Source organism: Cryobacterium sp. GrIS_2_6, from assembly GCF_035984545.1.
Classification (GTDB): domain Bacteria; phylum Actinomycetota; class Actinomycetes; order Actinomycetales; family Microbacteriaceae; genus Cryobacterium.
Window position 1 is genome coordinate 1,390,250 of record NZ_JAXCHP010000001.1, and the last position, 24,729, is coordinate 1,414,978.

The 24,729-nt window shown below is 68.0% G+C and carries 21 protein-coding genes; 17 read left to right on the forward strand and 4 right to left on the reverse strand.

Annotated features, from left to right (window positions below; translation table 11 throughout):
• Positions 1 to 2 precede the first annotated feature (2 nt).
• The 5 genes from RCH22_RS07000 to RCH22_RS07020 all read left to right on the forward strand — a co-directional run bounded on the left by RCH22_RS07000 (position 3) and on the right by RCH22_RS07020 (position 4,885).
• Positions 3 to 1,208 (forward strand): CdaR family transcriptional regulator, encoded by a 1,206-nt coding sequence (locus RCH22_RS07000; RefSeq protein WP_134446476.1) that lies wholly within the window; start codon positions 3 to 5, stop codon positions 1,206 to 1,208.
• A 103-nt stretch (positions 1,209 to 1,311) separates the two neighbouring features.
• Entirely contained in the window at positions 1,312 to 2,229 is a 918-nt protein-coding gene (locus RCH22_RS07005; RefSeq protein WP_327013338.1) for an ACP S-malonyltransferase, read from the forward strand.
• A gap of 18 nt (positions 2,230 to 2,247) precedes the next feature.
• On the forward strand, positions 2,248 to 3,252 hold the full coding sequence (locus RCH22_RS07010; RefSeq protein ID WP_327013339.1) for a beta-ketoacyl-ACP synthase III: 1,005 nt from the start codon (positions 2,248 to 2,250) through the stop codon (positions 3,250 to 3,252).
• Positions 3,253 to 3,312: 60 nt separating this feature from the next.
• Positions 3,313 to 3,561 carry an acyl carrier protein gene (locus RCH22_RS07015; protein WP_134446473.1) on the forward strand — a complete coding sequence of 83 codons (249 nt, stop codon included), beginning with the start codon at positions 3,313 to 3,315 and terminating at the stop codon, positions 3,559 to 3,561.
• A gap of 88 nt (positions 3,562 to 3,649) precedes the next feature.
• Positions 3,650 to 4,885 carry a beta-ketoacyl-[acyl-carrier-protein] synthase family protein gene (locus RCH22_RS07020; RefSeq protein WP_327013340.1) on the forward strand — a complete coding sequence of 412 codons (1,236 nt, stop codon included), beginning with the start codon at positions 3,650 to 3,652 and terminating at the stop codon, positions 4,883 to 4,885.
• 132 nt (positions 4,886 to 5,017) lie between these two features.
• Here the strand turns inward: RCH22_RS07020 and RCH22_RS07025 are convergent, their stop codons facing one another.
• Entirely contained in the window at positions 5,018 to 5,539 is a 522-nt protein-coding gene (locus tag RCH22_RS07025) for a DUF3145 domain-containing protein (protein ID WP_327013341.1), read from the reverse strand.
• 251 nt (positions 5,540 to 5,790) lie between these two features.
• Between RCH22_RS07025 and RCH22_RS07030 the strand changes: the two genes are divergently transcribed.
• The 3 genes from RCH22_RS07030 (at position 5,791) to RCH22_RS07040 (ending at position 7,995) form a co-directional block, all read left to right on the forward strand.
• The gene (locus RCH22_RS07030) at positions 5,791 to 6,405 is read left to right on the forward strand and encodes a PadR family transcriptional regulator (RefSeq protein ID WP_327013342.1); all 615 of its coding nucleotides are present in this window, start codon (positions 5,791 to 5,793) and stop codon (positions 6,403 to 6,405) included.
• A gap of 127 nt (positions 6,406 to 6,532) precedes the next feature.
• On the forward strand, positions 6,533 to 7,345 hold the full coding sequence (locus RCH22_RS07035) for a DUF222 domain-containing protein (protein WP_327013343.1): 813 nt from the start codon (positions 6,533 to 6,535) through the stop codon (positions 7,343 to 7,345).
• A 17-nt stretch (positions 7,346 to 7,362) separates the two neighbouring features.
• Complete coding sequence (locus RCH22_RS07040; RefSeq protein WP_327013344.1) at positions 7,363 to 7,995, forward strand: HNH endonuclease signature motif containing protein; 633 nt, start codon at positions 7,363 to 7,365, stop codon at positions 7,993 to 7,995.
• A 119-nt stretch (positions 7,996 to 8,114) separates the two neighbouring features.
• On the opposite strand, the gene RCH22_RS07045 is transcribed toward RCH22_RS07040, so the two are convergent.
• Positions 8,115 to 8,984 carry a DUF1684 domain-containing protein gene (locus RCH22_RS07045; RefSeq protein WP_327013345.1) on the reverse strand — a complete coding sequence of 290 codons (870 nt, stop codon included), beginning with the start codon at positions 8,982 to 8,984 and terminating at the stop codon, positions 8,115 to 8,117.
• Between the two features lie 73 nt (positions 8,985 to 9,057).
• Positions 9,058 to 10,839, reverse strand: coding sequence for a bifunctional 3'-5' exonuclease/DNA polymerase (locus RCH22_RS07050; protein ID WP_327013346.1), 1,782 nt, complete (start codon positions 10,837 to 10,839; stop codon positions 9,058 to 9,060).
• A 330-nt stretch (positions 10,840 to 11,169) separates the two neighbouring features.
• Between RCH22_RS07050 and RCH22_RS07055 the strand changes: the two genes are divergently transcribed.
• The 6 genes from RCH22_RS07055 (at position 11,170) to RCH22_RS07080 (ending at position 19,147) form a co-directional block, all read left to right on the forward strand.
• Positions 11,170 to 11,259: a potassium-transporting ATPase subunit F gene (locus RCH22_RS07055; protein WP_134446468.1), complete on the forward strand. Its 90-nt coding sequence runs from the start codon at positions 11,170 to 11,172 to the stop codon at positions 11,257 to 11,259.
• Positions 11,259 to 12,932, forward strand: a complete 1,674-nt coding sequence (gene kdpA / locus RCH22_RS07060; RefSeq protein WP_327013347.1) for a potassium-transporting ATPase subunit KdpA — start codon at positions 11,259 to 11,261, stop codon at positions 12,930 to 12,932. Before RCH22_RS07055 ends, kdpA begins: the two co-directional genes overlap by 1 nt.
• A 91-nt stretch (positions 12,933 to 13,023) precedes the next feature.
• Positions 13,024 to 15,210, forward strand: coding sequence for a potassium-transporting ATPase subunit KdpB (gene kdpB, locus RCH22_RS07065; RefSeq protein ID WP_327013348.1), 2,187 nt, complete (start codon positions 13,024 to 13,026; stop codon positions 15,208 to 15,210).
• A 51-nt stretch (positions 15,211 to 15,261) separates the two neighbouring features.
• Positions 15,262 to 15,876, forward strand: coding sequence for a potassium-transporting ATPase subunit KdpC (gene kdpC, locus RCH22_RS07070; protein ID WP_327013349.1), 615 nt, complete (start codon positions 15,262 to 15,264; stop codon positions 15,874 to 15,876).
• A gap of 10 nt (positions 15,877 to 15,886) precedes the next feature.
• Positions 15,887 to 18,433 (forward strand): DUF4118 domain-containing protein, encoded by a 2,547-nt coding sequence (locus RCH22_RS07075; RefSeq protein ID WP_327013350.1) that lies wholly within the window; start codon positions 15,887 to 15,889, stop codon positions 18,431 to 18,433.
• The gene (locus RCH22_RS07080; RefSeq protein WP_327013351.1) at positions 18,434 to 19,147 is read left to right on the forward strand and encodes a response regulator; all 714 of its coding nucleotides are present in this window, start codon (positions 18,434 to 18,436) and stop codon (positions 19,145 to 19,147) included.
• Between the two features lie 110 nt (positions 19,148 to 19,257).
• On the opposite strand, the gene RCH22_RS07085 is transcribed toward RCH22_RS07080, so the two are convergent.
• Positions 19,258 to 20,478 (reverse strand): ScyD/ScyE family protein, encoded by a 1,221-nt coding sequence (locus RCH22_RS07085; RefSeq protein WP_327013352.1) that lies wholly within the window; start codon positions 20,476 to 20,478, stop codon positions 19,258 to 19,260.
• A 340-nt stretch (positions 20,479 to 20,818) separates the two neighbouring features.
• On the opposite strand from RCH22_RS07085, the gene RCH22_RS07090 reads away from it, so the two are divergent.
• The 3 genes from RCH22_RS07090 to RCH22_RS07100 are packed head-to-tail and all read left to right on the forward strand — an operon-like array spanning position 20,819 to position 24,727.
• On the forward strand, positions 20,819 to 21,727 hold the full coding sequence (locus tag RCH22_RS07090; protein ID WP_327013353.1) for a xanthine dehydrogenase family protein subunit M: 909 nt from the start codon (positions 20,819 to 20,821) through the stop codon (positions 21,725 to 21,727).
• 4 nt (positions 21,728 to 21,731) lie between these two features.
• Positions 21,732 to 22,337 carry a (2Fe-2S)-binding protein gene (locus RCH22_RS07095; RefSeq protein ID WP_327013354.1) on the forward strand — a complete coding sequence of 202 codons (606 nt, stop codon included), beginning with the start codon at positions 21,732 to 21,734 and terminating at the stop codon, positions 22,335 to 22,337.
• Positions 22,334 to 24,727: an aerobic carbon-monoxide dehydrogenase large subunit gene (locus RCH22_RS07100; protein WP_327013355.1), complete on the forward strand. Its 2,394-nt coding sequence runs from the start codon at positions 22,334 to 22,336 to the stop codon at positions 24,725 to 24,727. Before RCH22_RS07095 ends, RCH22_RS07100 begins: the two co-directional genes overlap by 4 nt.
• Positions 24,728 to 24,729 lie beyond the last annotated feature (2 nt).

Here is a 24,729-nt window from a genome sequence, read left to right on the forward strand (position 1 = left end):
CTGTGGCCCCGGCACCGAAGACGAAGGAGCAGACGCTCGCCTGGTTGCGCACCATCTCAGGGGAGCTGTCCACGGCGACCCTGAAACGACTCGAGGACACGCTGCCCTGGTACGGCGATATGCCGCCAGGACGGCGGTCCTCGGTCGGGCTGGTCGCCCAGGCGGGCATCACGTCCTTCATCGCGTGGTTCGACGACCCGAAATCCACTCCGTGGATCGCGGCGGACGTTTTCGGTGCCGCCCCGCGGGAGCTGTTGCGCTCGGTGAGCCTGCAGCAGACCCTCCAGCTCATCCGGGTCTCCGTCGAGGTCGTCGAGGAACGCGTCAAGGACGGCGGCGAGATCCTCCGCGAGGCGATCCTGCTCTACTCCCGCGAGATCGCCTTCGGGGCTGCGGATGTCTACGCGCGCGCCGCCGAGGCACGCGGGCTCTGGGACGTGCGGCTCGAGGCCCTCGTGGTCGACTCGATCCTCAGCGGCGAGTACGACGACGAACTGCCGAGCCGGATCGCCGCACTCGGCTGGCACGGCCACGGCGAGGTCTGCGTGCTCGTCGGCACCACCCCGAAGATGCTCGATGTCGACCAGCTGCGCCGCTCAGCGCGGCACATGGCCGCCGACGTGCTGATCGGGGTGCAGGGAAACCGGCTTGTTCTCGTGATCGGTCGCGCGCACCCCGCCTCAGCGGACTCCGAGGACACCGTAGGGACGGCATCCGCCCTGACGTTCATGGAGATCGCGGTGCAACTGGAACCGAGCTTCGGTGCAGGGCACCTCGTGCTCGGACACGAAGTGCCGAACCTCGTCGACGCCTCCAAGAGCGCGAAGGCGGCCCTGGCCGGCTTCGCCGTCGCCCGGTCGTGGCGGAACGCGCCGCGCCCTGTCCAGGCGGACGACCTGCTCCCGGAGCGTGCGCTCGCAGGCGACCCGCTCGCCCGCGCCACCCTCATCCACCGCATCTACCGGCCACTCCAGGCTCACTCGACCGAACTGCTCACGACGCTGTGGTGCTACCTCGACAACGGCCGCTCGCTCGAAGCGACAGCCAGGGAACTCTTTGTTCACCCCAACACCGTGCGCTACCGACTGAAGCGTGTCTCCGAGGTCATCGGCTACGACGCGACGGGCGCCCGTGAGGCGCTCATCCTGCAGTCCGCGCTCATCCTCGGCTCGATCAGCGACCATGACGGCTCCACCCGCCGACGCTGACACCCCTCGTTTGACCTGTTTCTGCGGGAAGACACAAACGTTTTCCGGATACTTGGTCGATCATCGACACTCCGCGGCGAATTGAGCTTGGGAGACTAGGGGAATGATTGTTGTCGTCTGTCCCGGACAGGGCTCGCAAACCCCTGGTTTCCTCGTTCCCTGGCTTGAAGATCCCGCCTTCGCCGCCGGACTCGACGCGATGTCCGCCGCGAGCGGACTCGACCTTGTCACCCATGGCACGGTCAGTGACGCCGACACCATCCGTGATACGGCCGTCGCCCAACCACTGATCGTTGCGGCCGGAATCCTCACCATGCGGGCGCTCTTCGCCGCCGGCCGCGGCGACCGCATCGCGGGGATCGCGGGGCACTCGGTCGGCGAGATCACCGCCGCAGCCGGGGCCGGCATCCTGAACGATGCCGATGCCCTCGGGTTTGTGCGCGAACGAGGCGCGGCGATGGCGGAGGCCGCAGCCCTCGAACCGTCCGGGATGAGCGCCGTGCTCGGCGGCGACGAAGCCGAACTTCTCACGCTCCTCACCGAACTCGGCCTCGAACCGGCCAACTTCAACGGCGGTGGCCAGGTCGTCGTAGCCGGTGCGATCGACGCACTCGCCCGTCTCTCCGCCGCTCCCCCTGCCCGTTCGCGTGTCATCCCCCTTCAGGTCGCCGGCGCATTCCACACGCGGTATATGCAGCCTGCCGTCGCCTCGCTCGCCGCGGTCGCCGCGCGTCTCACCCCCTCGAACCCGGCCCTGCCGATCTGGACGAACCGGGACGGCAGCCAGGTCGCCGACGGCGCGCGGTTCGTCGGATATCTCGTCGACCAGGTCTCCTCGCCGGTACGGTGGGACATGTGCATGCAGTCTTTCGAGGCCGCCGGCGTAACCGGAATCATCGAGATCGCGCCAGCCGGCGCCCTCGTCGGCCTTGCGAAGCGTGCACTCAAAGGCGTACCCAGCGTCGCGATCAAGACCCCGGACGATCTGCCCGCCGCGTTCGCACTGATCGACCAGCAGTAAGCCCGACGGAAAGAGACCATGACCAAGCCGACACTCCAGCAGTCGCACGGCCCCGCGTTCACGCGCATCCTGTCAGTCGGTGCCGCCCGCGGTGACCTGACCGTTCCCAACGACGACTTGGTCGGTCCGATCGACTCGTCCGACGAGTGGATCCAGCAGCGTACCGGCATCATCAGCCGCGTCCGGGCCAGCCAGGGCATCGAGGCCGTCGACCTCGCCGTCGTTGCCGCCACCGAGGCCATCGAGAAGTCCGGCATCGACCCGACCCTGATCGACGCCGTCATCGTCGCCACCATCAGCAACGGCCGCCAGACCCCGTCGATGGCCGCCGTCCTCGCCGACAAGGTCGGCGCCAACCCGGCCGCCGCGTACGACATCAACGCCGCCTGTGCCGGTTACGCATATGCCGTAGCCCAGGCCGACGCCCTCATCCGCACCGGTGTCGCGCACTACGCGCTCGTCGTCGGGGCCGAAAAGCTCTCCGACCTCGTGGACCCGACCGACCGCAGCATCTCGTTCCTCCTCGGCGACGGCGCAGGCGCCGTCGTGATCGGCCCGAGCGACTACCCCGGTATCTCGAGCACCGTCTGGGGGTCCGACGGTTCCAAGGCCGGCGCGATCCAGATGAATCACACCCTGCAGGAATACCACCGCGGTGAATCCGAGTGGCCCACACTCCGCCAGGAGGGCCAGACGGTCTTCCGCTGGGCGGTCTGGGACATGGCCAAGGTCGCCAAGCAGGCCCTCGAGGCCGCCGGAGTGACCAGTGCGGACCTCGCGGCCTTCATCCCTCACCAGGCCAACATGCGCATCATCGACGAGTTCGCGAAGCTGCTCAAGCTCCCGGAGTCCGTCGTCATCGCGCGCGATATCGCCACAACGGGGAACACCTCCTCGGCATCGATCCCGCTCGCCACGCACACCCTGCTTGCCGAACACCCTGAGCTCAGTGGCGGTCTCGCCCTGCAGATCGGCTTCGGAGCCGGACTGGTGTTCGGCGCGCAGGTCGTCGTGCTCCCGTAGTTTTCCCGTACCGCCTCTAAACTGAATCTCGGTCATACGAGACACCCCAAGGAGAAAAAAATGGCATTGTCCACCGAAGAAGTACTGTCCGGCCTCGCTGAGCTCATCAATGATGAGACCGGCATTGCGGCTGACACGGTTGAGATGGGTAAGTCGTTCACCGACGACCTCGACATCGATTCCATCTCGATGATGACCATTGTCGTCAACGCAGAAGAGAAGTTCGACGTGAAGATCCCCGACGAAGAGGTCAAGAACCTTAAGACCGTCGGCGACGCCGTCGACTTCATCGTCAAGGCCCAGGACTAAAACTAACGAGACCAGGCCGGCCGGCATTGCCGATCGGCCTGGTCTGTGGGCTCCGCCCGCCGTTTTGATGTACCACGGAGAGTTGCATATGACCAAGAAGATCGTTATCACCGGAATCGGTGCGACCTCCCCTCTCGGAGGCACTGCCGCCGAGACCTGGGCTGCGCTGTTGAACGGCGAGTCCGGCGCCACAACCCTCGAGCAGGAATGGGTCGCACGCACCCAGCTGCCGATCACCTTCGCCGCGCAGGCGAGAGTCCCCTCCAGCGAGGTCCTCGCGAGGCACGAGATCAAGCGTCTCGACCCCTCGAGCCAGTTCGCGCTGATCGCCGGCCGCGAGGCCTGGGCGGATGCCGGATCTCCCGAGGTCGAAGCCGACCGGCTCGCCGTCGACTGGGCCACCGGCATCGGCGGCGTGTGGACCCTCCTCGACGCCTGGGACACCCTGCGCGAACGCGGCCCACGCCGCGTGCTGCCGATGACCGTCCCGATGCTGATGCCGAACGGGCCCGCCGCAGCAATCGGCATGGACCTGCACGCCCGCGCCGGCATCACGACCGTCGTCTCCGCGTGCGCGTCGAGCACGGAATCCCTCGTCAACGCCTATGACCGGCTGCAGGCCGGCCGCGCGGACGTCGTCATCGCCGGTGGCTCGGAAGCCGCGATCCACCCGCTACCGATCGCGTCATTTGCGGCGATGCAGGCGTTGTCCAAGCGGAACGACGACCCGGCCCATGCCTCACGCCCGTACGACGTGTCACGCGACGGCTTCGTGCTCGGCGAGGGTGCAGCAGCACTCGTCGTCGAAACCGAAGAGCACGCCAAGGCCCGCGGTGCGCGCATTTATGCCGAACTGCTCGGCGGTGCCGTCACGAGTGACGCGTACCACATCACGGCTCCCGACCCGGAGGGCTCAGCGGCCGCCCGAGCCATGGTCACCGCCATCCGCAACGCGGGTGCCGACCTCAGTGATGTCGCCCACATCAATGCGCATGCGACGAGCACGCCTGTCGGGGACATCGCTGAGTACAACGCACTCCGTCGTGTGTTCGGCGACCTGCTCGAGGGCATCCCCGTTTCCGCGACGAAGGCATCCACCGGGCACCTGCTCGGTGGTGCAGGAGCGATCGAGGCGTTCTTCACCGTGATGGCGCTCTCGACGCGGACGGCCCCGCCGACGATCAACCTCGTCGAACAGGACCCGGCGATCCCGCTCGACGTCGTGACCTCTCCGCGGACCCTCCCCGCCGGCAACCTGCTCGCGATCAGCAACTCGTTCGGATTCGGCGGCCACAACGCCGTCGTGGCCTTCCGCTCGGTTTAGTCGACAAGCGCGGTCCCTTCGGACGTCGATCAGCAACAGGCTCGGCCCCTCGGGGTCGGGCCTGTTCTCGTTTCCGCCTGTTCTCGTTTCCGCAGGTGTCTCTTTCCCCGGGCCTTGTGCGAATCAGGGCTTTCAGCCGACCTTGTGGAGCCAGACCACAGAGTTGAAGTCGCTCGCGTGCCTGAAGGGTTCGAGTTCGTCGTCCCAGGCCTGACCGAGGGCGAGGCGCAGTTCGCGATGCAGTTCGAGGACGTTCGCGCCGGCGGACTCCATGGCGTAGCGAATCCGGTCTTCCGGGATCACGATGTTCCCGACGGTGTCGGTCTGAGCGAAGAAGATGCCGAGCTCCGGCGTGTGCAGCCACCGCCCGCCATCGACGCCGAACCCGGCGTCCTCGGTCACTTCGAAGCGCAAGTGGTCCCATCCGAGCAGCGCGGATGCGAGGCACGCGCCGGTCCCTGGGGCGCCCTCCCAGTGATATTCGGCGCGCTGGGAGCCCGTGAGCACCGGCTGATCGGACCAGTCGAAGTTGACGGCCTGGCCGAGGGCGCGACCGACCGCCCACTCCACGTGCGGGCTGAGTGCCCGTGGCGACGAATGCACCAAAAGCACCCCTCGCGCAGTTGGTGGCCGGCGCGCAGGAATTGCTGTCATCGATTTTCTCCGTTCTGTGAGGTGCGTCTTCCCCAACGACCTCAGAACTGCGGATTCGATACGATGCAAGCGAGTGTGAACTTGTCGCTACGACGGAATTGCTACCGTCTCCTTGGATTATGCCTCAGCCGCCTGTGGGTATTCAAGGAAGATCGGGTTATTTGATCCCACCGTTTCAACCGGTTCCCGCGCGTTTTCCCGTGAAGCGGTTCGCTATACTCGGTATAGTTATCTCTCGCTTCGGAGGCCCGGTGTCGGTACGCAGTTGTCTGCTTGTGATCCTGTCGATCGGTCCGGCATACGGATTCCAGCTTCACGCTGAACTCAGTTCCCGTACGGCCGGTCGCCGGAACGTGAATGCCGGCCAGGTCTACGGCACTCTCGAGCGTCTCGTGAAACAGGGAGTTGTGGAATCTGCAGGGACCACTGATGACGGACTCCCCCTGTACCGGGCGACCTCGTCCGGACTGAGTGAAGCATCTGCCTGGCTGACCGGGACGGAGAGCGCCGTCGGCGAGGAGTGGAACGACCTCGTCGACCGGGTGCTGCTCGCGTCGTCACTCCCTGATGCGGACGTTCTCGGCATCATCGCCCGCCATCGCAGGCACTGGGAGTCCGACCTTGCGGACTCCGGTCCCGCCGCAGGATGCGACTCCACAGTCGCCGGGGTGCACCGCGGAGAGCTGCGGCCGGGTGCCGGGCAGGACCTGCTCGGCGCGGGTGCGCGGCATGCCCTCGCGACCGCGGCACTGGCCTGGCTCGAGAGCACGGAGCGCACACTGGCCGCCGCCCCAGGCGAGTTCGGGCACGGTCTCAATCTTCAGAAGCCACGACGCGGCCGGCGGCCGGCGGTGGTGGCGGCGTAGCTCGATCAACACTCCCGCTTGGGGAGAAGTTGTCCACAGAAATCTGCTTTGACCGGGTTATCCACAGGTGATCTGTTGGCGTGCGGATGCCGCTGGAATGTCGGTGGTCCTCCGTAGAGTGACCGGTATGACAGCTGAAGAACCCTCAGAAGTTCACGCGGAAAGCACGGCGGAAAACACGGCGGAACCCCCGCCCGGGGCCCCGCCCGACAACCCTCCTGAGACCTCCCTCAACCCCCGGCACCTCAGCCTGGTGGAGCCGTCCCTGCCCGAGGTGTATGACGCGATCCGGGAGGCGGACCGGGAGATGAACCGGGCCGCCGCTCGCCGGGCGGCCGCGATCTATGCCGGGCAGCGGGTGCTGGCCGATGTCGGCCGGGCCCGCGCGGAAGCCGCGGTTCGCGCCGGGGGCCCGCGCCCGCCGTGGTCGCCGGAAGAAGCCACGAAGGAGGAGTTCACCTGCGAGGTCGGCGCCCTGCTCCGGCTCCCGCGGCGCACGGCGGAGACCCTGATCGAAGCCAGCCGCACCCTCGCCGAAGACCTCCCCGCAACACGCGAAGCCCTGACCTCCGGGGCGATCAGTTACCGGCACGCGCAGGTGATCATGGAACAGGCCTGGGGCATCCGAATGGATGATGACCCGGTGGCGGCCGCGCGGGCCCGCGCCGTGTTCGAGAACGTCCTCGTGCCCGACGCGGAAGTGCTCACCGTCGCGAAGCTGTCCGACCGGGCCCGGCGGGTGCGGGAACGCACCCACCCGGAAACCATCACCGCGAGGCACCAGAAGAGTGTCGAAGACCGGCACGTGGTGTTCCAGGCCCTCAACGACGGGATGGCGTCGTTGTCTGTGACCGGGGACGCTGAGAAGGTGCAGGCCGCCTACCACCGCACCCTCGACACGGCGCTCTGCCTGCAGGGCCGGAGGAAACCCGCACCCTGACCCAGCTGGCGGCAGACGTGCTCACCGACGTGCTGCTCAGCGGGGTCACCCCGGACGGTCTCGGTGCCGGGGTGGCCGCGCAGGTCAACGTCACCGTTCCCGTGCTGACCTTGCTGGGCACGAGCGAGGAACCCGGGTACCTGGCCGGGTACGGACCCATCGACCCCGACACCGCCCGGCGTCTCGCGGCCGGGGCGCCGAGCTTCACCCGGCTCCTCACCCACCCGGAAACCGGGGTCGTGCTCTCCATGGGACGCGACACCTATAAACCGCCAGCAGCGCTCAAGAAGTGGCTCGAGGTGCGGGATGAGACCTCCACCTTCCCCGGGTGCCGGCGCTCCGCGAAGCGGTCAGACCTGGATCACAGCGTGGAGTGGCAGCACGGCGGTGAGACGGACGCGATGAACCTCGCCCATCTCTGCCCCTATCACCACGCGGTGAAGAGCTACACGAGGTGGTCGCCGAAACACCTCGGCGATGGTCGCATCGAGTGGACCTCACCGGCCGGGTACAGCTACAGCGTGGAACCCTCAGCGGACATGAGACCGCCGCGGAAACCGAAACCCGAATCGAAACCGCCGGCCCCGTTCGTGGATGTCTGGAACCTCGAGCCCACACCCGAAGACCCCGACGACCCGACACCGTTCTGAGCGAAGCCGACACCGAACCCGAATGTCCGAACCCCCGCTGAGCGAAGCCGAAATCGTCCGACACCACGTCAGGAGCTTTCCCGCATCGCTGGCACCGCGGCATCCGGTGTCTCCCCTGTTCAGTCGTGCAGCGGCGTGCCGTCTGCGGCCAGGACCATGCGCTCGCCGGCCTCGATCGGGATGGTGAGTCGGTTCTGGGCAGGGGCGATCGGGCAGTTGAAGTTGTAGCTGAAGGCGCACGGCGGCAGGTAGGCCCGGTTGAAGTCGAGGCGAATCGTGCCGTCGCCCTCCGGTGAGACGCGCAGGAATCGGCCGACGCTGTAGGTGCTGACCCCGTTGGTCGCGTCGGCGAACACGAGGAGCAGGCTCGGCCCGTCCTCGAAGGCCACGAGGTTGTAGTCGATGCCGTCCCTGGTGAAGGTGATCTCGCCGGGCAGGGCGCGCTGGCGGGTCCGTCCCTCATCCTGCAGGTGAGCGATGCTGACCTCGCGCCGCCCAGGGATCGGCGTGAACCTCGCCTCGACCACCCAGTTCGGAGCGTAGGGGAACGCATCGATCCGGCCGAAGTCGCGGATTCCCTCGGAGGCGGCGTCCCAGACCCGGAGGGCATACCCGCCGTCTTCGCCGGCGATCACCGTTCCCGTGAGCGTGTCGCTGAAGCGGATGCTCGAGGGCTGCATCGCGTCGAGTCCGGCCACGAGCACCGATCCATCGACCACGTCACCGTCGACGGTGATCCCCTCGCTCGCTGCCACCGTCAGTGCGAGTCCGGACACCCCCGCGGGGACCGGCGCCCACAGCCCGGGGACGCCCCAGACCGGCTGGCCGACAGCGGGATCACCGGTGATCCACTGGGTGTTCACGAGGGCGAGGTTGCCGCGCGGGCCGACGACCGCGCGGGTGCGTCCGTCCCGAAATTCGGCGAGCCGTGCGAGTGCGGCGTCTGTCCGGTCCTGATCTGTGCTGCCCTGCTCTGCCTGCTGTGTCATGCCTGCGTCATCCCGTCGTGTGAGTGTCTTCAGTGCAACGGTCACGGGTCCGGGTTTATTGCCGCGGCGGGCGCTATTTCGCGTCGCCGTAGTTGTCGACGGTGGCGACGGTCAGCAGGAAGTCGACCGGAAAGGTGCCGAACAGGTGCCTCCCCGCCGTGGCTGCGGCATCTTCGATAATGGTCGCGACCCTGGCCGCCAGATGCTCGGGGGTATGCACGATGACCTCGTCGTGGAGGAAGAACACCAGGTGCGGAATATCGGCGAACACGACACCGCCCCGGCCGAAACGAGACCTGGAAGGAGACCCGGAAGGAGACCGGGGCTCCAACCCGGATCCAGCCTCTGCGCCGACTTCAGACGTCAGTTTCCGGAGTTCCCGCCGGATTTCGGCCATCCAGCACAACGCCCACTCGGCCGCGCTCCCCTGCACCACGAAGTTGCGCGTGAAGCGACCCCAGTCCCTGGCCTGGGTGCGCGCCCGCCGCTCATCGGCCTCGCCGGCTCCCTCCGACGAAGCCAGGGACTGCGCGGCATACCACTCTTCTCCGGGAGGCGGCGAGGACCGGCCCAGCCTGGTCGTGACCTGGTCGCCGCGTTCGCCTGCGCGCGCGGCGGTCTCGGTCAACGCGAGTGCCCGCGGATACGCTCGCGCGAGCCGGGGCAGCAACCGCCCGCTCTCCCCCGTCGTCGCGCCGTACATCGCGCCGAGCATGGCCACCTTGGCGTGGGCGCGGGTCTCAACGACGCCGCTCGCGACGATGCCGGCGTAGAGGTCTGTGCCGCGGCCGGCATCCGCCATGGCCGTGTCGCTCGAGAGCGCCGCGAGGATGCGCGGTTCCAGTTGGGCGGCATCCGCGACGACGAGCTTCCAGCCCGAATCCGCGACAACCGCACCGCGCACCTGCTTGGGCAGTTGCAGCGCTCCCCCGCCGCGGGTCGCCCACCGGCCGGTCACGACCCCGCCCGGCAGGTACTCCGGGTGGAAGCGGCCGTCGACGATCCAGGTGTCCATCCAGTACCATCCGTTGGCGCTCAGCAGCCGGGCGAGCTTCTTGTACTCGAGTAGGGGCTCGATCACGGGATGGTCGAGCTCCTTGAGTTCCCACGCCCGGGTCGAGGTCACGGTGAGTCCGGCCCGGCGAAGGGCGCGGGTGAGCTCGGGCGGGGAGTCCGGGTTGACGAGGGGGTCGCCGAGTGCCAGGCGGATGCGTCCGACCAGTTTTTCGAGGAGCGCCGGCCGGATCCCGGGGCCGACCCTCGGCCCGAGGACCCTGGTCAGCAGCTCGTCGTGGACGTCGGTGCGCCAGGGCAGTCCGGCGAAGCGCATCTCGGCGGCGATGAGAGCGCCGGCGGATTCCGCGGCGAGCAGCAGGCGCAGCCGTCCCGGCTCCTCGCTCTCCGCGACGGCCGTGAGCTGGCGCCGGAACTCGGCACCGGCGTCCGTGAATCCCGCGTCCGCTTCACCGGCGGGATCGATGTCCTCTCCGAGCAGTTCGAAAAGCGTGGCACCGGGATCGCGGGTCTCCGCGATAATGGCGAGGGCGGCATCCCACCGGCTCGGTTCCGCCGTCGCGAGGTCGCTCGCGGCGGTGAGGACGGAGTGGCGCAGGATCGCGTGGCAGAGCCGCAGGTCGTGGGCACGTTCGACGCGGACGCCGGCCTCGAGCAGGACCGGGTAGATGCTCGCGGTGTCCTCCCAGACCCAGCGCGGCGACCCGGGTTCCTCCTGGAGCACATAGCCGGGGAAGTCGTCCACCGACACCGGGCGCGCGGCACCGACCGTCACACCACCGGCGTTCAGGACCTCGACGAGGAACTCCCCGCTTCCCCTTCGACCGACCAGTATGTACACGCTTTCCATTCTGCCAGCGCGCGCCGACGGCCCTCGCTGCTGCGAGCGACGGCGCACACTGCAGAGAAGCGCGCAGCAGCGCAGAGAAACTGTTAGGTTCCGCCGGTGCGCCGTATGGATACCGTGAGGACCCCATTCTTCGCCCCGAATCCGACGTAATCCTGTGGAGTACCCCGGTTCCGACCCCGGGATACCCGCGCCTGTACCGGCGCGGTCACCGTGTGGATGGAGTTCTCCTGTGCCCGACCTCGTGCTTGACATCGTCTACGTTCTCGGCGTGATCGCCGTGTTCGCCGTGATCGGCCTCGTGGCCAAGGGAGTCGAGAAACTGTGATCGTCTTCGACCTGCTCGGCGCCCTCCTCGCCGTCGCGGCCCTGGCCTACCTCGTGCTCGCGCTCGTGAAGCCGGAAAGGTTCTGATGGACCTCTGGTTCGCCGTTCTCCAGACGCTCACCCTTGCGCTTGTCCTCGCCCTCATCTATCGCCCCCTGGGCGACTACATGGCGGCGTTCTACCAGTCGTCGCGTGACCTCAGGGTCGAGCGCGGCTTCTATCGCCTGGTCGGGGTCAATCCCCGGTCGCAGCAGACCTGGCAGTCCTACCTGCGCAGCGTGCTCGCCTTCTCCCTCATCGGCGTGCTTTTCGTCTACGTCATTCAGCGAGCCCAGGCGGTGCTGCCCTATTCCCTGGGATTTCCGGCCATCCCGTCGGGCCTGTCGTTCAACACGGCCGTCTCGTTCGTGACCAACACGAACTGGCAGTCCTATTCACCCGACGTGACCATGGGCTATTCGGTGCAGATGCTCGGCCTCGCCGTGCAGAACTTCGTATCCGCCGCGGTCGGCATCGCCGTGGCGATCGCCCTGGTGCGCGGTTTCGCCCAGCGCCGGACCGGCACGATCGGCAATTTCTGGGTCGACCTGACCCGCGGGGTGCTGCGCCTGCTGCTCCCGGTGGCGATCCTCGCAGCGCTCGTCCTCCTCGCCGGCGGCGTCATCCAGAACCTCACCGGCTTCACGGACGTCACCACCATCACGGGCGCCACCCAGTCCATACCGGGCGGGCCGGTGGCCTCGCAGGAGGCGATCAAGATGCTCGGCACGAACGGCGGCGGATTCTTCAACGCGAACTCGGCGCATCCGTTCGAAAACCCGACTGCGTGGACGAGCATGTTCCAGATCGTTCTCATGCTCGCGATCCCATTCAGCCTGCCCCGCACCTTCGGCACGATCGTCGGCGACAAACGACAGGGCTATGCCATTCTCGGCGCGATGGCCGCCATCTTCGTGGTCTCCCTCACCGCGCTCACCCTCTTCGAGCTCGGCGGCGCCGGAACGGCCCCGCTCGCAGCGGGTGGCGCCATGGAGGGCAAGGAACAACGCTTCGGGATCCTCGGTTCCGCCCTCTTCGGGACGGCGTCGACCCTCACCTCGACCGGTGCAGTGAACTCGATGCACGACTCCTTCACGGCCCTCGGGGGCCTGATGCCGATGCTCAACATGATGCTCGGCGAGGTCGCCCCGGGCGGCACGGGGTCCGGGCTCTACGGAATGCTCATCCTCGCCGTGATCACGGTCTTCATCGCTGGCCTGCTTGTCGGCCGCACACCCGAATACCTCGGCAAGAAGATCGGCCCGCGCGAGATCAAGATCGCCAGTCTCTACATCCTGGTGACCCCGACCCTCGTCCTCGCCGGAACGGCACTGAGTTTTGCGATCCCCGCCGTACGAGCGGATGTCGAGGGCACCTCCATCTGGAACCCCGGGCTGCACGGTCTCTCCGAAGTTCTCTACGCCTTCACGTCCGCGGCCAACAACAATGGTTCCGCCTTCGCCGGACTGACCGCCAACACGCCGTGGTTCAACACGGCGCTGGGCGTTGCCATGCTCCTCGGCCGTTTCCTGCCGATCGTCCTCGTTCTCGCCCTCGCCGGCGCACTCTCCGCCCAGGACACTGTTCCGGCAACGCGCGGCACCCTGCCGACCCACCGCATGCAGTTCGTCGGGCTGCTCGTCGGCGTGACGGTCATCATCACGGCGCTCACGTACTTCCCGGTGCTCGCGCTGGGTCCGCTCGCGGAAGGGCTGCAGTAGCCATGACCACCGCTTCCGGCACCCAGGCTCCCCCGTTCATCTCCTTGTCACCACTCACGCCGGACTCCCCGACGGAAGGGCAGCACTAATCATGTCGACAGTCACCGAAGCATCCACCTCTTCACGGGGCGAGGGCCGAGCGCCCACTGGAGAACATCCGCGGAAACGCGCATCGAGCGCGATCAACCTCGCCCAGCTCGTCTCTGCACTCCCGATGGCTGCGCGCAAGCTCGACCCCCGGCTGATGTGGCGGAACCCCGTCATGTTCATCGTCGAGGTCGGTGCAGCGCTCACCACGCTGCTCGCGATCGTCGAACCCTTCCTCGGCGGACCGGCCCGTTCGGGCGGCGGCGATGTACCGGCGAGCTTCACCGTCGGCATCGCATTCTGGCTCTGGCTCACCGTGATCTTCGCGAACCTGGCGGAAGCCGTCGCCGAGGGCCGCGGCAAGGCGCAGGCCGACAGCCTCCGCCAGACCCGAACCAGCACGACTGCCAACCTCGTGGCCGGCTACGACGAGGCAACGGATGCGGCGGTCGAAAGGGCCACCGTCTCCGCCGTCTCCTCCGCCGACCTGGCACTGGGCGATACCGTGATCGTGACCGCCGGAGAGCTCGTCCCCGGAGACGGCGACATCGTCTGGGGCATCGCGTCGATCGACGAGTCCGCGATCACCGGTGAATCCGCACCCGTCGTTCGTGAGTCAGGCGGCGACCGGAGCGCCGTCACCGGCGGCACCCGGGTGCTCTCGGACCGGATCGTCGTCCGCATCACGAGCAGGCCGGGCGAGACCTTCGTCGACCGTATGATCGCCCTCGTCGAGGGCGCCTCCCGGCAGAAGACCCCGAACGAGCTCGCGCTCAACATCCTGCTCGCGAGCCTGTCGATCGTGTTCCTCGTCGTGACCCTCACCCTCAACCCCATCGCGGGATACTCCGCCGCCGCCGTGAGCCTGCCCGTCCTCGTCGCGCTGCTCGTCTGCCTGATCCCGACCACGATCGGCGCCCTGCTCTCCGCGATCGGCATCGCCGGAATGGACCGGCTCGTGCAGCGCAATGTGCTGGCCATGTCGGGACGCGCAGTCGAGGCGGCGGGCGACGTCACAATCCTGCTCCTCGACAAGACCGGCACGATCACGTATGGCAACCGGCAGGCACGGGAGTTCACCCCGCTCCCCGGGGTCGACAGAGACGAACTCATCGACGCAGCCGCACTGTCCTCCCTGAGCGACCCGACCCCAGAGGGTAAATCGATCGTTGACCTCGCGATCGAAACCGGGTTCGGGAATCCGGGTACCCTCGACGCCGTCGTGGTGCCCTTCACGGCGCAGACCAGGATGAGCGGGATCGACCTGCCCGACGGCTCCTTCGTGCGCAAGGGTGCCGGCTCCGCCGTGCTCGCCTGGGTGCGCGAAACGACGAACGTCGAGCCGACGATCCTCGACGACCTGAACGCAACCGTCGAACGGATCTCAGAACTGGGCGGCACCCCGCTCGTCGTTGCCGCGGGCAGCGCGGCGGACCCTGGCTCCGGGGCGCGGCGGATCCTGGGAGTGGTGTACCTCAAGGACATCGTCAAGGAGGGAATCGCCGAACGATTCGCCGAGCTGCGAAGCATGGGCATCCGCACGATCATGGTGACCGGCGACAACCCGCTGACCGCCAAGACGATCGCGGCGGAAGCCGGCGTCGACGACTTCCTCGCCGAGGCCACCCCCGAGGACAAGCTCGCCCTCATCCGGCGTGAGCAGGAGGGCGGCAATCTCGTCGCCATGACGGGAGACGGAACGAACGACGCACCGGCTCTCGCCCAGGCCGACGTCGGGGTTGCGATGAACACCGGCACCAGCGCCGCGAAGGAGGCCGGTAACATGGTCGACCTCGACTCTGACCCGACGAAGCTCATCGATATCGTCCGAATCGGCAAACAGCTTCTGATCACCCGCGGCGCCCTCACCACCTTCTCGATCGCCAACGACATCGCCAAGTACTTCGCGATCATCCCGGCCATGTTCGCAGGGGTCTTCCCCGGCCTCGCCGTGCTGAACGTGATGCAGCTGCACTCGCCCGCCTCGGCGATCCTGTCCGCCATAATCTTCAACGCGACCATCATCGTCGTACTGATTCCGCTCGCGCTTCGCGGAGTCACCTATCGTCCGGCCGCCGCCGCGAGCGTGCTCAGCCGCAACCTGCTGATCTACGGCCTGGGTGGTGTGATCGCACCGTTCCTCGGGATCAAGCTCGTCGACCTCTTCGTCGCACTGCTCCCCGGTTTCTGACCCGCCGGACCTCTCCCAAATCTCACTTCCACGGAAACGGACAACGTCACCATGAGTTCCCCTCGCAGCTCGGCCCGCCAGTACGGCGTCGCCCTTCGCGCCATACTCGTCTTCACCGTCATCCTCGGTGTCGCCTATCCCCTCGCGATCATGGCCTTCGGGCAGGTCGCCCTGCCGAACCAGGCCAACGGTTCCCTCATCCACGGGGGTTCCGGAGAGGTCGGCTCGTCGCTGATCGGCCAGTCATTCACGGATGCCCAGGGAGCGGCCCTTCCGGAGTGGTTCCAGTCACGGCCATCCGCAGCGGGCGACGGCTATGATGCGGCGGCCTCCGGCGGCAGCAACCTCGGTCCGGAGAACGCGGACCTGATCGCCACGATCGCCGACCGGAAGTCCGCAATCGAGGGATCCGACGGCGTGACCGCCGCCCAGATCCCCGCTGACGCGCTCACGGCATCCGCGTCGGGTCTTGATCCCCAGATCAGCGCGGAGTACGCCCGGATCCAGGTGAACAGGGTCTCCGCGGCCCGCGGCCTTCCGGTCGGAACGGTCAGCGCCCTGGTCGAGTCTAGGATTCAGGGACGGGACCTTGGTTTCCTCGGCGAACCCACCGTCAACGTGCTCCAACTGAACCTCGCCCTCGAGGCGCTGCCCGGCCAGGGCTGAAAGGCGTGACATGAATCGCGGTCGACTGCGGGTGCTGCTCGGTGCCGCACCGGGCGTCGGCAAGACCTACGCCATGCTCGAAGAGGGCAGGCGGCTGCACGCAGAGGGCAAGGATGTCGTCGTCGCGGTCGTGGAAACCCACGACCGCCCTGCGACGGCCGCGATGCTCGAAGGACTCGAGGTCGTGCCGCGCCTGGTCCGGCGGTACCGCGGGATCGAACTCACCGACCTCGACCTGGACGCTGTTCTCGATCGCGCACCCGCGATCGCACTCGTCGACGAGCTCGCCCACACCAACGCCCCCGGACTCTCGCACGACAAACGGTGGCAGGACGTCCAGTCCATCCTCGACGCGGGCATCGACGTCATCTCGACGGTCAACATCCAGCACATCGAGTCGCTCAACGACGTCGTGCAGCAGATCACGGGTGTCCCCCAGCGCGAAACCCTGCCGGACGGCGTGCTGCGGGCCGCGGATCAGGTCGAGGTGATCGACCTCGCCCCGCAGTCCCTGCGCGACCGGCTCGCCGAGGGCCACGTCTATCCCGCGGCCCGGATCGACGCCGCCCTGTCGAATTACTTCCGACTCGGAAACCTCACCGCCCTGCGCGAGCTCGCTTTACTCTGGCTCGCCGACGAGGTTGACACGGCACTCAAGAGCTACCGGGCCGAACACGGCATCGACAGCAAGTGGGAAGCCCGCGAACGTGTCGTCGTCGCGCTCACCGGCGGGCCGGAGGGCGAGACGCTGCTGCGCCGCGGGGCACGGATCGCCGGGCGGGCGGCCGGGGGCGAGCTCCTCGCCGTGCACGTTATCAGCCAGGACGGACTCCGCTCCGCACACCCCGGCGCGCTCGCCGCCCAACGGGCCCTCGTTGAGAAACTCGGCGGCAGTTACCACCAGCTCGTCGGCGACGACGTCCCGAGCGCCCTCGTCGAATTCGCCAGGGCCTCGAATGCGACCCAGCTCGTGATCGGTGTGAGCAGGCGTACCCGGCTCAAGGCGGCCTTCAGCGGGCCGGGAATCGGCACGACGGTCGTCAGGGAGTCCGGGGACATCGACGTGCACGTCGTCACGCACTCCGCCGCGGGCGAGCGGATGCGCCTTCCTCGGATCGGCGGCGCACTCAGCCTCCGCAGGCGGCTGGCCGGCCTCGGCTTCGCCGTAGTCGGCGGACCGCTGCTCACCGCGCTCCTCGTGGCGACCCACAGCGAGGAATCGATCACGAGCGAGGTGCTCAGCTACCAACTCCTCGTCATCGTCGTCGCCCTCGTCGGAGGACTCTGGCCTGCCCTGTTCGCCGCGCTGCTCTCCGGGCTCACCCTCGACTACTTCTTCGTGAACCCGCTATACACCGTCACGATCGCCGAACCCGCGCACGCCCTCGCGCTCGTCCTGTACCTGGCCAACGCGGGCGTCGTCAGCTACGTCGTCGACCTCGCCGCCCGACGAAGCCGCAGCGCCCAGCGCGCCGCGGGTGAGTCAGAACTCCTCGCCACCGTTGCCGGCAGCGTGCTCCGCGGCGAGGACGCCGTTCCCGCGCTCGTCGCCAGGATCCGCGAGGCCTTCAACCTCACCGGGGTGCGCCTGTTCGCGGGCGGGAAGCTGTTGTACTCAGACGGCTCGCCCGCTCAGGCCGGCCCGGACACCCCCCTCGCAACGGTCCCCGTCGGAACCCGGGGCACCCTCGAGCTCTCCGGACGCGACCTCGCAGCGTCCGAGCGACGACTGCTCGGCGTGATCGCGACCCAGCTCGACGCCGCGCTCGAACACAGCGACCTCGCAGAAACGGCCAGTGCGATCGGACCGCTCGCCGAGGCCGACCGGATGCGCAGCGCCCTTCTCGCCGCCGTCGGTCACGACCTGCGGCGACCGCTCTCCGCTGCGACCGCCGCTATCAGCGGGTTGCGCTCGGCCGAGCTCACGCTGTCGCCCGCCGACAGGGAGGAGCTCTTCGAGACGGCCGAAGAGAGTCTCGAGTCGCTGGCAGGCCTCGTCACGAACCTCCTCGACGTCAGCCGGGTGCAGGCGGGTGCCCTTGCGGTCTCCCTGGGCCCCGTCGACGCTGCGGACGTCGTGCTCCCCGCACTCGATGAGCTCGGCGTCGGGCCGGACACGGTTGAACTCGAACTCCCTCCCGGGCTGCCGCCGATGCTCGCCGATGCCGGACTCCTGCAGCGGGTCGTCGTGAATGTGCTGGCCAACGGCATCCGCTTCTCACCGAAGGGTGGGCGCGTGCTCGTCGCGGCGAGCGAATTCGGCGGCGTCGTCGAACTGCGGATCATGGACCGCGGGCCCGGTATTCCCGCCGACCGGCGCGATGAGGTCTTCCTTCCGTTCCAACGCCTCGGCGACACCGACAACCTGACCGGCCTCGGCCTCGGCCTCGCGCTCGCGAAGGGTTTCACCGAGGGCATGGGCGGTCGGCTCGAGGCAGAGGACACCCCGGGCGGCGGCCTGACCATGGTCATCGCTCTGCCTGCATTCGACCCCGCAGCGCCGGCGGGCCAGACAGCCGGCACTGACGCGGCCGCGGGCACTGAGGAGGAGACCTGAGTGAAGATCCTGATCGCAGACGACGACCCGCAGATCCTGCGTGCGCTGCGGGTCACCCTCGGCGCGCGCGGCTACGACGTCGTGACCGCCAGGGACGGCGCTGAGGCCCTCGCCGCGGCAGCGCATGAGCATCCCGACCTCGTGATGCTCGACCTCGGGATGCCGCACCTCGACGGGATCGAGGTCATCGCGGGCCTGCGCGGCTGGACCCAGATTCCGATCCTCGTCGTCTCAGGGCGCAGCGGCGCCGCCGACAAGGTCGACGCTCTCGACGCGGGAGCGGACGACTACGTCACGAAGCCGTTCTCCATCGACGAACTGCTCGCCAGGATCCGCGCGCTCACCCGGAGGCTCGGCCCGGTCGACTCCGGAGCCGAACCGGTGATCATGCTCGGCACGATCGCCGTCGACCTCTCGGCACGGAGCGTCGTGCGCACGGGCACGGGTTCCGGGGGCGCTCCCGGAAAGCCGGAGGCCATCCGGCTCACCCCGACCGAGTGGCGCATCCTCGAGTTCCTGCTGCGCAACCCGGGGAAGCTCGTCTCCCGGCAGTCGTTGCTGACGGACATCTGGGGACCGCACCACACGACGGACTCCGGCTACCTGCGCCTTTACCTCGCCCAGCTGCGCAAGAAGCTCGAACCCGACCCGGCGCATCCGCGCTATCTGCTCACTGAGGCTGGAATGGGCTACCGCTTCACCCCCGATCCCTGACCCGGCCCGCCCCCAACCGATTCGACGGATTTTTTGCTCGGAAAGAGCTTCAAATACGTGGGTGACCCTGTTTTTAGGCAATTTCTCCGTCGAATTGGTGAGGGCGAGGTTCAGTCGGTCGTGTCGTCGAGGGAGTCGCTCGCGGCGTGGCCACCCGTCAGCGGGATGCGCACGAGTTTGCCGACCGGGGTCGGCGCTCCGTTCGCGTCCGGAGTGATCGCATCTGTCGTGAGGTAGAGCGCACCGTGGCGCAACTCGATCGCGGCCGGCTGCGACACCGCCACGAGCGCACTCGGCGTGTCCGAACCGGATTGGAGCACCGACACCTGGCCGGCGCCGTCCGAACCGCCGAACAGCTCGGCGACGTAGATCGTGCCGTCTTCCTGCGAGACCGCGAGGCCCGTCGCACCGACGAACCCTGTCGCGACGAGTTCGACGTCACCAGAGTCCGGATCGACCCGGTACACCGAGCCGCGCGCGCCGAGGCTCGCGTCCTCTGGCCCGCCCGGGAGCGACGTGACATAGAGCCAACCGTCCGGGCCGAGCTCGACATCCGTCGGAACCGGTTCGAAGCGGTAGTCGTGACCTGCGGCACAAGCGGGGAAGCCGATGTAGGCGATCATCGCCGCGTCGATGGTGATCGGGTCGCTCGGCGGCAGAACCGAGGTGGTGGACACCGTGCCGTCCCAGTCGACGTGGAGGATCGCGTTTCCACCGGCATCCGCGACGTACACCCCGTTCCACAGGGCGAGCGACGCGTACGGGTGCGTGTCGACGACCCCCATGTACGTCGCCGGGATGAAGGGCGGCAGGGCCGGATCGAACTGGGCGGCACACGCCGGGTCGAGGTCGACGAACCCGTAGCTGTTGCCCTGGTCCGGGTTCGCCGAATTCTCGTAGGCCCAGATGTCGGCGAGCTCAGCGTCGGTGCCGTCTGGCGCGATGGACCTGAGCGTGGCCGCGCTGTGGTCCTGGGCCACCCGGGCGTAGTAGACGGTGCCCTTCCGCGCGGTGACCGCGGAGATCTCCTCCCCGGGGGCGCTCGCAATGGTCGCTGTCGTTCCGTCGCGGGCCACCCTCGTGAGTTCGCCGGCGAAGTTCTGGCTGACGTAGACGGTGTTGTGCCTTCCGACCTCGAGGCTGAGCGGGCCGAGTAGGCCCTCCACGAGCGTCACCGGCGTGCCTGTTCCGTCCCCGGCGCCGTCGCCGTGTTCGGATCCCTGTCCGGCCGATGCCGGGGCGGCGCCGAAGAACGCCACCGCGAGGGAGGCGCACGCCACCCCCGCGACGAGCCCCCTGCGTAGTCCTGTTCCGTGCAGTGTCCTGGTCATGATCTCTGTTCTCTTCACGATCGGCTCTCGCCACGACCGCTGAGAAAGAAGCGCCGGACGACAAGCGCTGCGCGGATACGCCGAGAGCAGATGACGATTGCATGTTGTCAAGCACCGCCGAGAGAACGTGTGATGCACAGCGTCTCCCAGGGAGGCCGGCACACACACGGGTGCCGACGCTGGCAGATTAATCCGAAGCCTGTGCGTTGTCTAGGTCTTTGCCATGAACCGAACGAAAATGCCCGATCGGCGGGTCATTGACTTCGCTGGGGCCCGGGGCCACTATGTGTGGCATCCAGTGCCCCCCATTCCGCAGGGCATTTCTCAATGGGGAGGGTCCGTGCAAATTCCGGCACCGTTCGAATACGCCCGCGCTGACACTGTCGACGACGCCATCGCACTGCTGTCCCGGCACGGCCCCGAGGCCCGCGTAATCGCGGGCGGCCACAGCCTCTTGCCAATGATGAAGCTCCGCCTCGCCAGGCCGGAATGGCTCATCGACATCAACGACCTGTTCGAACTCGACTTCGTGCTGCGGGACGGAGACCGGTTGCGGATCGGCGCCCTCACCCGGCACACGACCCTCCTCGAGTCCGCTGAGATCGCCGCGCTCTTCCCGATCGTCGGCGACGCCGAGCGAGTGATCGCAGACCCTATCGTCCGCAATCGCGGCACGATCGGAGGTTCGCTCTGCCAGGCCGATCCTGCGGAGGACCTCGCGACGGTCTGCGATGTGCTCGGTGCCGAGGCGATCGTTCGCGGTCCCCTGGGCGAGCGGATGCTGACAATGACCGAGTTCCATCGCGGCGCCTACAAGACGGCGGTCGCCGCGGATGAGCTGCTCTGCGAGGTGCGCATCCCGATCCGGCCGCGCTCAGGAAGCGCGTACGAAAAGGTCGAGCGCAGGGTCGGCGACTGGGCCGTCGCCGCGGCAGGAGCCGCGCTCTCGTTCGCAGAGGACGGCACGATCGCGGAGGCATCCGTCGGCCTGACCGCCGTGGGGCTCGACGGCACGGTCGGCGCGGTCACGGAGCTGCTCCGCGGTGAACGCCCCGGCGAGCAGCTCTTCATCGAGGCCGGCCGCCTCGCAGCACTCGCGGCCGACCCGGTCGCCGACCAGCGCGGACCGATCGACTACAAGCGACACCTCGCCGACGAGCTCACCCGGCGCGTCCTGCGCCGCGCGACAGATCGTGTCGCGGACTTCGCCGGCGCGACCGGGCCCCCCACCACACCGCAGGAAGGCTGAATCCATGCAGATCACCATGACGGTGAACGGGACCGACGTGACCAACGAGGTCGAACCACGCGTCCTGCTCGTGCACTACATCCGCGACGTGCTGAGGCTGACCGGAACTCACTGGGGCTGCGACACCTCCAACTGCGGCACCTGCGTCGTGCTCATGGACGGGCAGCCGGTGAAGTCGTGCACCGTGCTCGCGGCGATGGCCGATGGTCATGCGATCACGACGGTCGAAGGCCTCGCCACCGGTGGCACCCTCGACCCCGTGCAGCAGGGCTTCATGGAGGAACACGGGCTGCAGTGCGGATTCTGCACCCCGGGCATGATGCTCACCGCCCGCGCTCTCCTCGACGTGAACCCGCACCCCGACGATACCGAGATCCGCCGGGCGATCTCGGGGCAGATCTGCCGCTGCACCGGCTACGCGACGATCGTCCGTTCGGTGCACTGGGCAGCAGACCACCCGGCGGGCCTGACCGAAGCGGATGCCGACGGTGGCGACCCCGCCGCGCTCGACGACTCGGCGGGCACGACCACGGAACCGGGCGCCGCGGCGGCGGAAGCGGCCCGGGCGATCCCGGCCTCGCAGACTGAACCGGAAGAGGTGACCGCATGACCATCCTGCAGGAACACGCACCCAACCCGGCGGCGGACGACGAGGGCCGCCCGATCGGCTACGGTCGGCTGCAACGCAAGGAAGACCCCCGTTTCGTGCGCGGCCGCGGCCACTACGTCGACGACATCGCGCTGCCCGGAATGCTGCACGGCGCGATCCTGCGCTCACCGGTCGCGCATGCCCGGCTGGTCTCGATCGACACGACCGCCGCCCTCGCCCACCCGGGCGTCGTCGCCGTCATCACGGGGGCCGACCTGCTCGGCCTCGGCCTCGCGTGGGCGCCGACCCTCTCCGCCGACGTGCAGGCGGTGCTCGTGACCGATAAAGTGCGCTTTCAGGGCCAGGAGGTCGCGTTCGTCGTCGCGGAGGACCGCTACGCCGCCCGGGACGCACTCGAACTCATCGAGGTCGACTACGACGTGCTGCCGCCTGTCGTCGACGCCAGGAAGGCGCTCGACGCCGACGCACCGGTCGTTCGCGACGAGATGGAAGGGCGCACCGACAACCACATCTTCGACTGGGAGGCAGGCAACAAAGCCGAGACGGATGCCGTCTTCGCCGCAGCAGACGTCGTCGTCAGCCAGGAGATCGTCTACCCGCGATCGCACCCGGCTCCCATGGAGACCTGCGGCGCCGTCGCAGACTTCGACGCGGTGACCGGCAAGCTCACCCTCTACGAGACGAGCCAGGCCCCGCACGCCCACCGGACCCTGTTCGCCATGGTCGCGGGCATCCCGGAGCACAAGATCCGGATCGTCTCCCCCGACATCGGCGGCGGTTTCGGCAACAAGGTCGGCATCTACCCGGGCTACATCCTCGCCGTCGTCGGCTCGATCGTGACCGGCAAACCGGTGAAATGGATGGAGGACCGCTCGGAGAACCTGATGTCGACCTCCTTCGCCCGCGACTACATCATGCAGGGCGAGATCGCCGCGACGAAAGACGGCAGGATCCTCGCCGTGCGCACCAACGTCCTCGCCGACCACGGTGCCTTCAACGCCACGGCGCAGCCGACGAAGTATCCGGCCGGCTTCTTCCACATCTTCACCGGAAGCTACGACCTCCAGGCGGCGCATTGCTCGGTGACCGGCGTGTACACGAACAAGGCGCCCGGCGGTGTCGCATATGCGTGCTCCTTCCGGGTCACAGAGGCCGTCTACCTCGTGGAGCGGCTTGTCGACATCCTGGCCGCGAAGCTCGAGATGGACCCGGCGGAACTGCGCCTGAAGAACCTGATCAAGCCAGAGCAGTTCCCCTATCCGAACAAGACCGGCTGGGAGTACGACTCCGGGGACTACGAGCGTGCGCTGCGGCTCTCGATGAAGATGGCCGGGTACGACAACCTGCGACGGGAGCAGCAGGCCAAACGCGACCGCGGCGAACTGATGGGTATCGGTATCTCATTCTTCACCGAAACGGTCGGTGCCGGCCCGCGCAAGCACATGGACATCGTCGGCCTCGGCATGAACGACGGCGCGGAACTGCGCGTGCACCCCACCGGCAAGGCGGTGGTGCGCATCTCGGTGCAGAGCCAGGGGCAGGGCCACGAGACGACCTTCGCCCAGATCGTCGCTGAGGAGATCGGCATCCCGCCAGAGGACATCGACGTCGTGCACGGCGACACCGACCAGACGCCGTTCGGTCTCGGCACATACGGCAGCCGGTCGACCCCGGTCAGTGGCGCTGCCGTAGCCCTCGTCGCCCGCAAGGTGCGCGAGAAGGCCCGGTTCATCGCCGCCGCCATGCTCGAGACCCGCGCGGAAGACCTCGAATGGGAGAAGGGCCGCTGGTTCGTGAAGGGCGACCCGAGCGTCGGCAAGACCATCGCCGAGATCGCGATGGGCGCATACGGCACCGTCGCCCTGCCGGAGGGGATCGACGGCAATCTCGACGCCGAGGTGACCTACGACCCGCCGAACCTGACCTTCCCCTTCGGCGCCTACATCTGCGTCGTCGACGTCGACCCCGGCACCGGGCACGTCACGGTGCGCCGGTTCGTCGCCGTCGACGACTGCGGTACCCGGATCAACCCGATGATCATCGAGGGCCAGGTGCACGGGGGCCTGACCGATGGCGTCGGCATGGCGCTCATGCAGTTCATCGAATTCGACGAGTCGGGCAACAACCTCGGCGGCTCCTTCATGGACTACCTCATCCCGACCGCGATGGAGGTGCCGGACTGGGAGACCGGGTACACCGTGACCCCCTCGCCGCACCACCCGATCGGAGCGAAGGGCATCGGAGAGTCCGCGACGGTCGGTTCGCCCCCCGCGATCGTCAACGCGGTCGTCGACGCCCTCTCCCCGTTCGGAATCACGCACATGGACATGCCGTGCACGCCGGCACGGGTGTGGGCGGCCATCCAGGGTCGTCCCCGCCCGCCGATCTGATT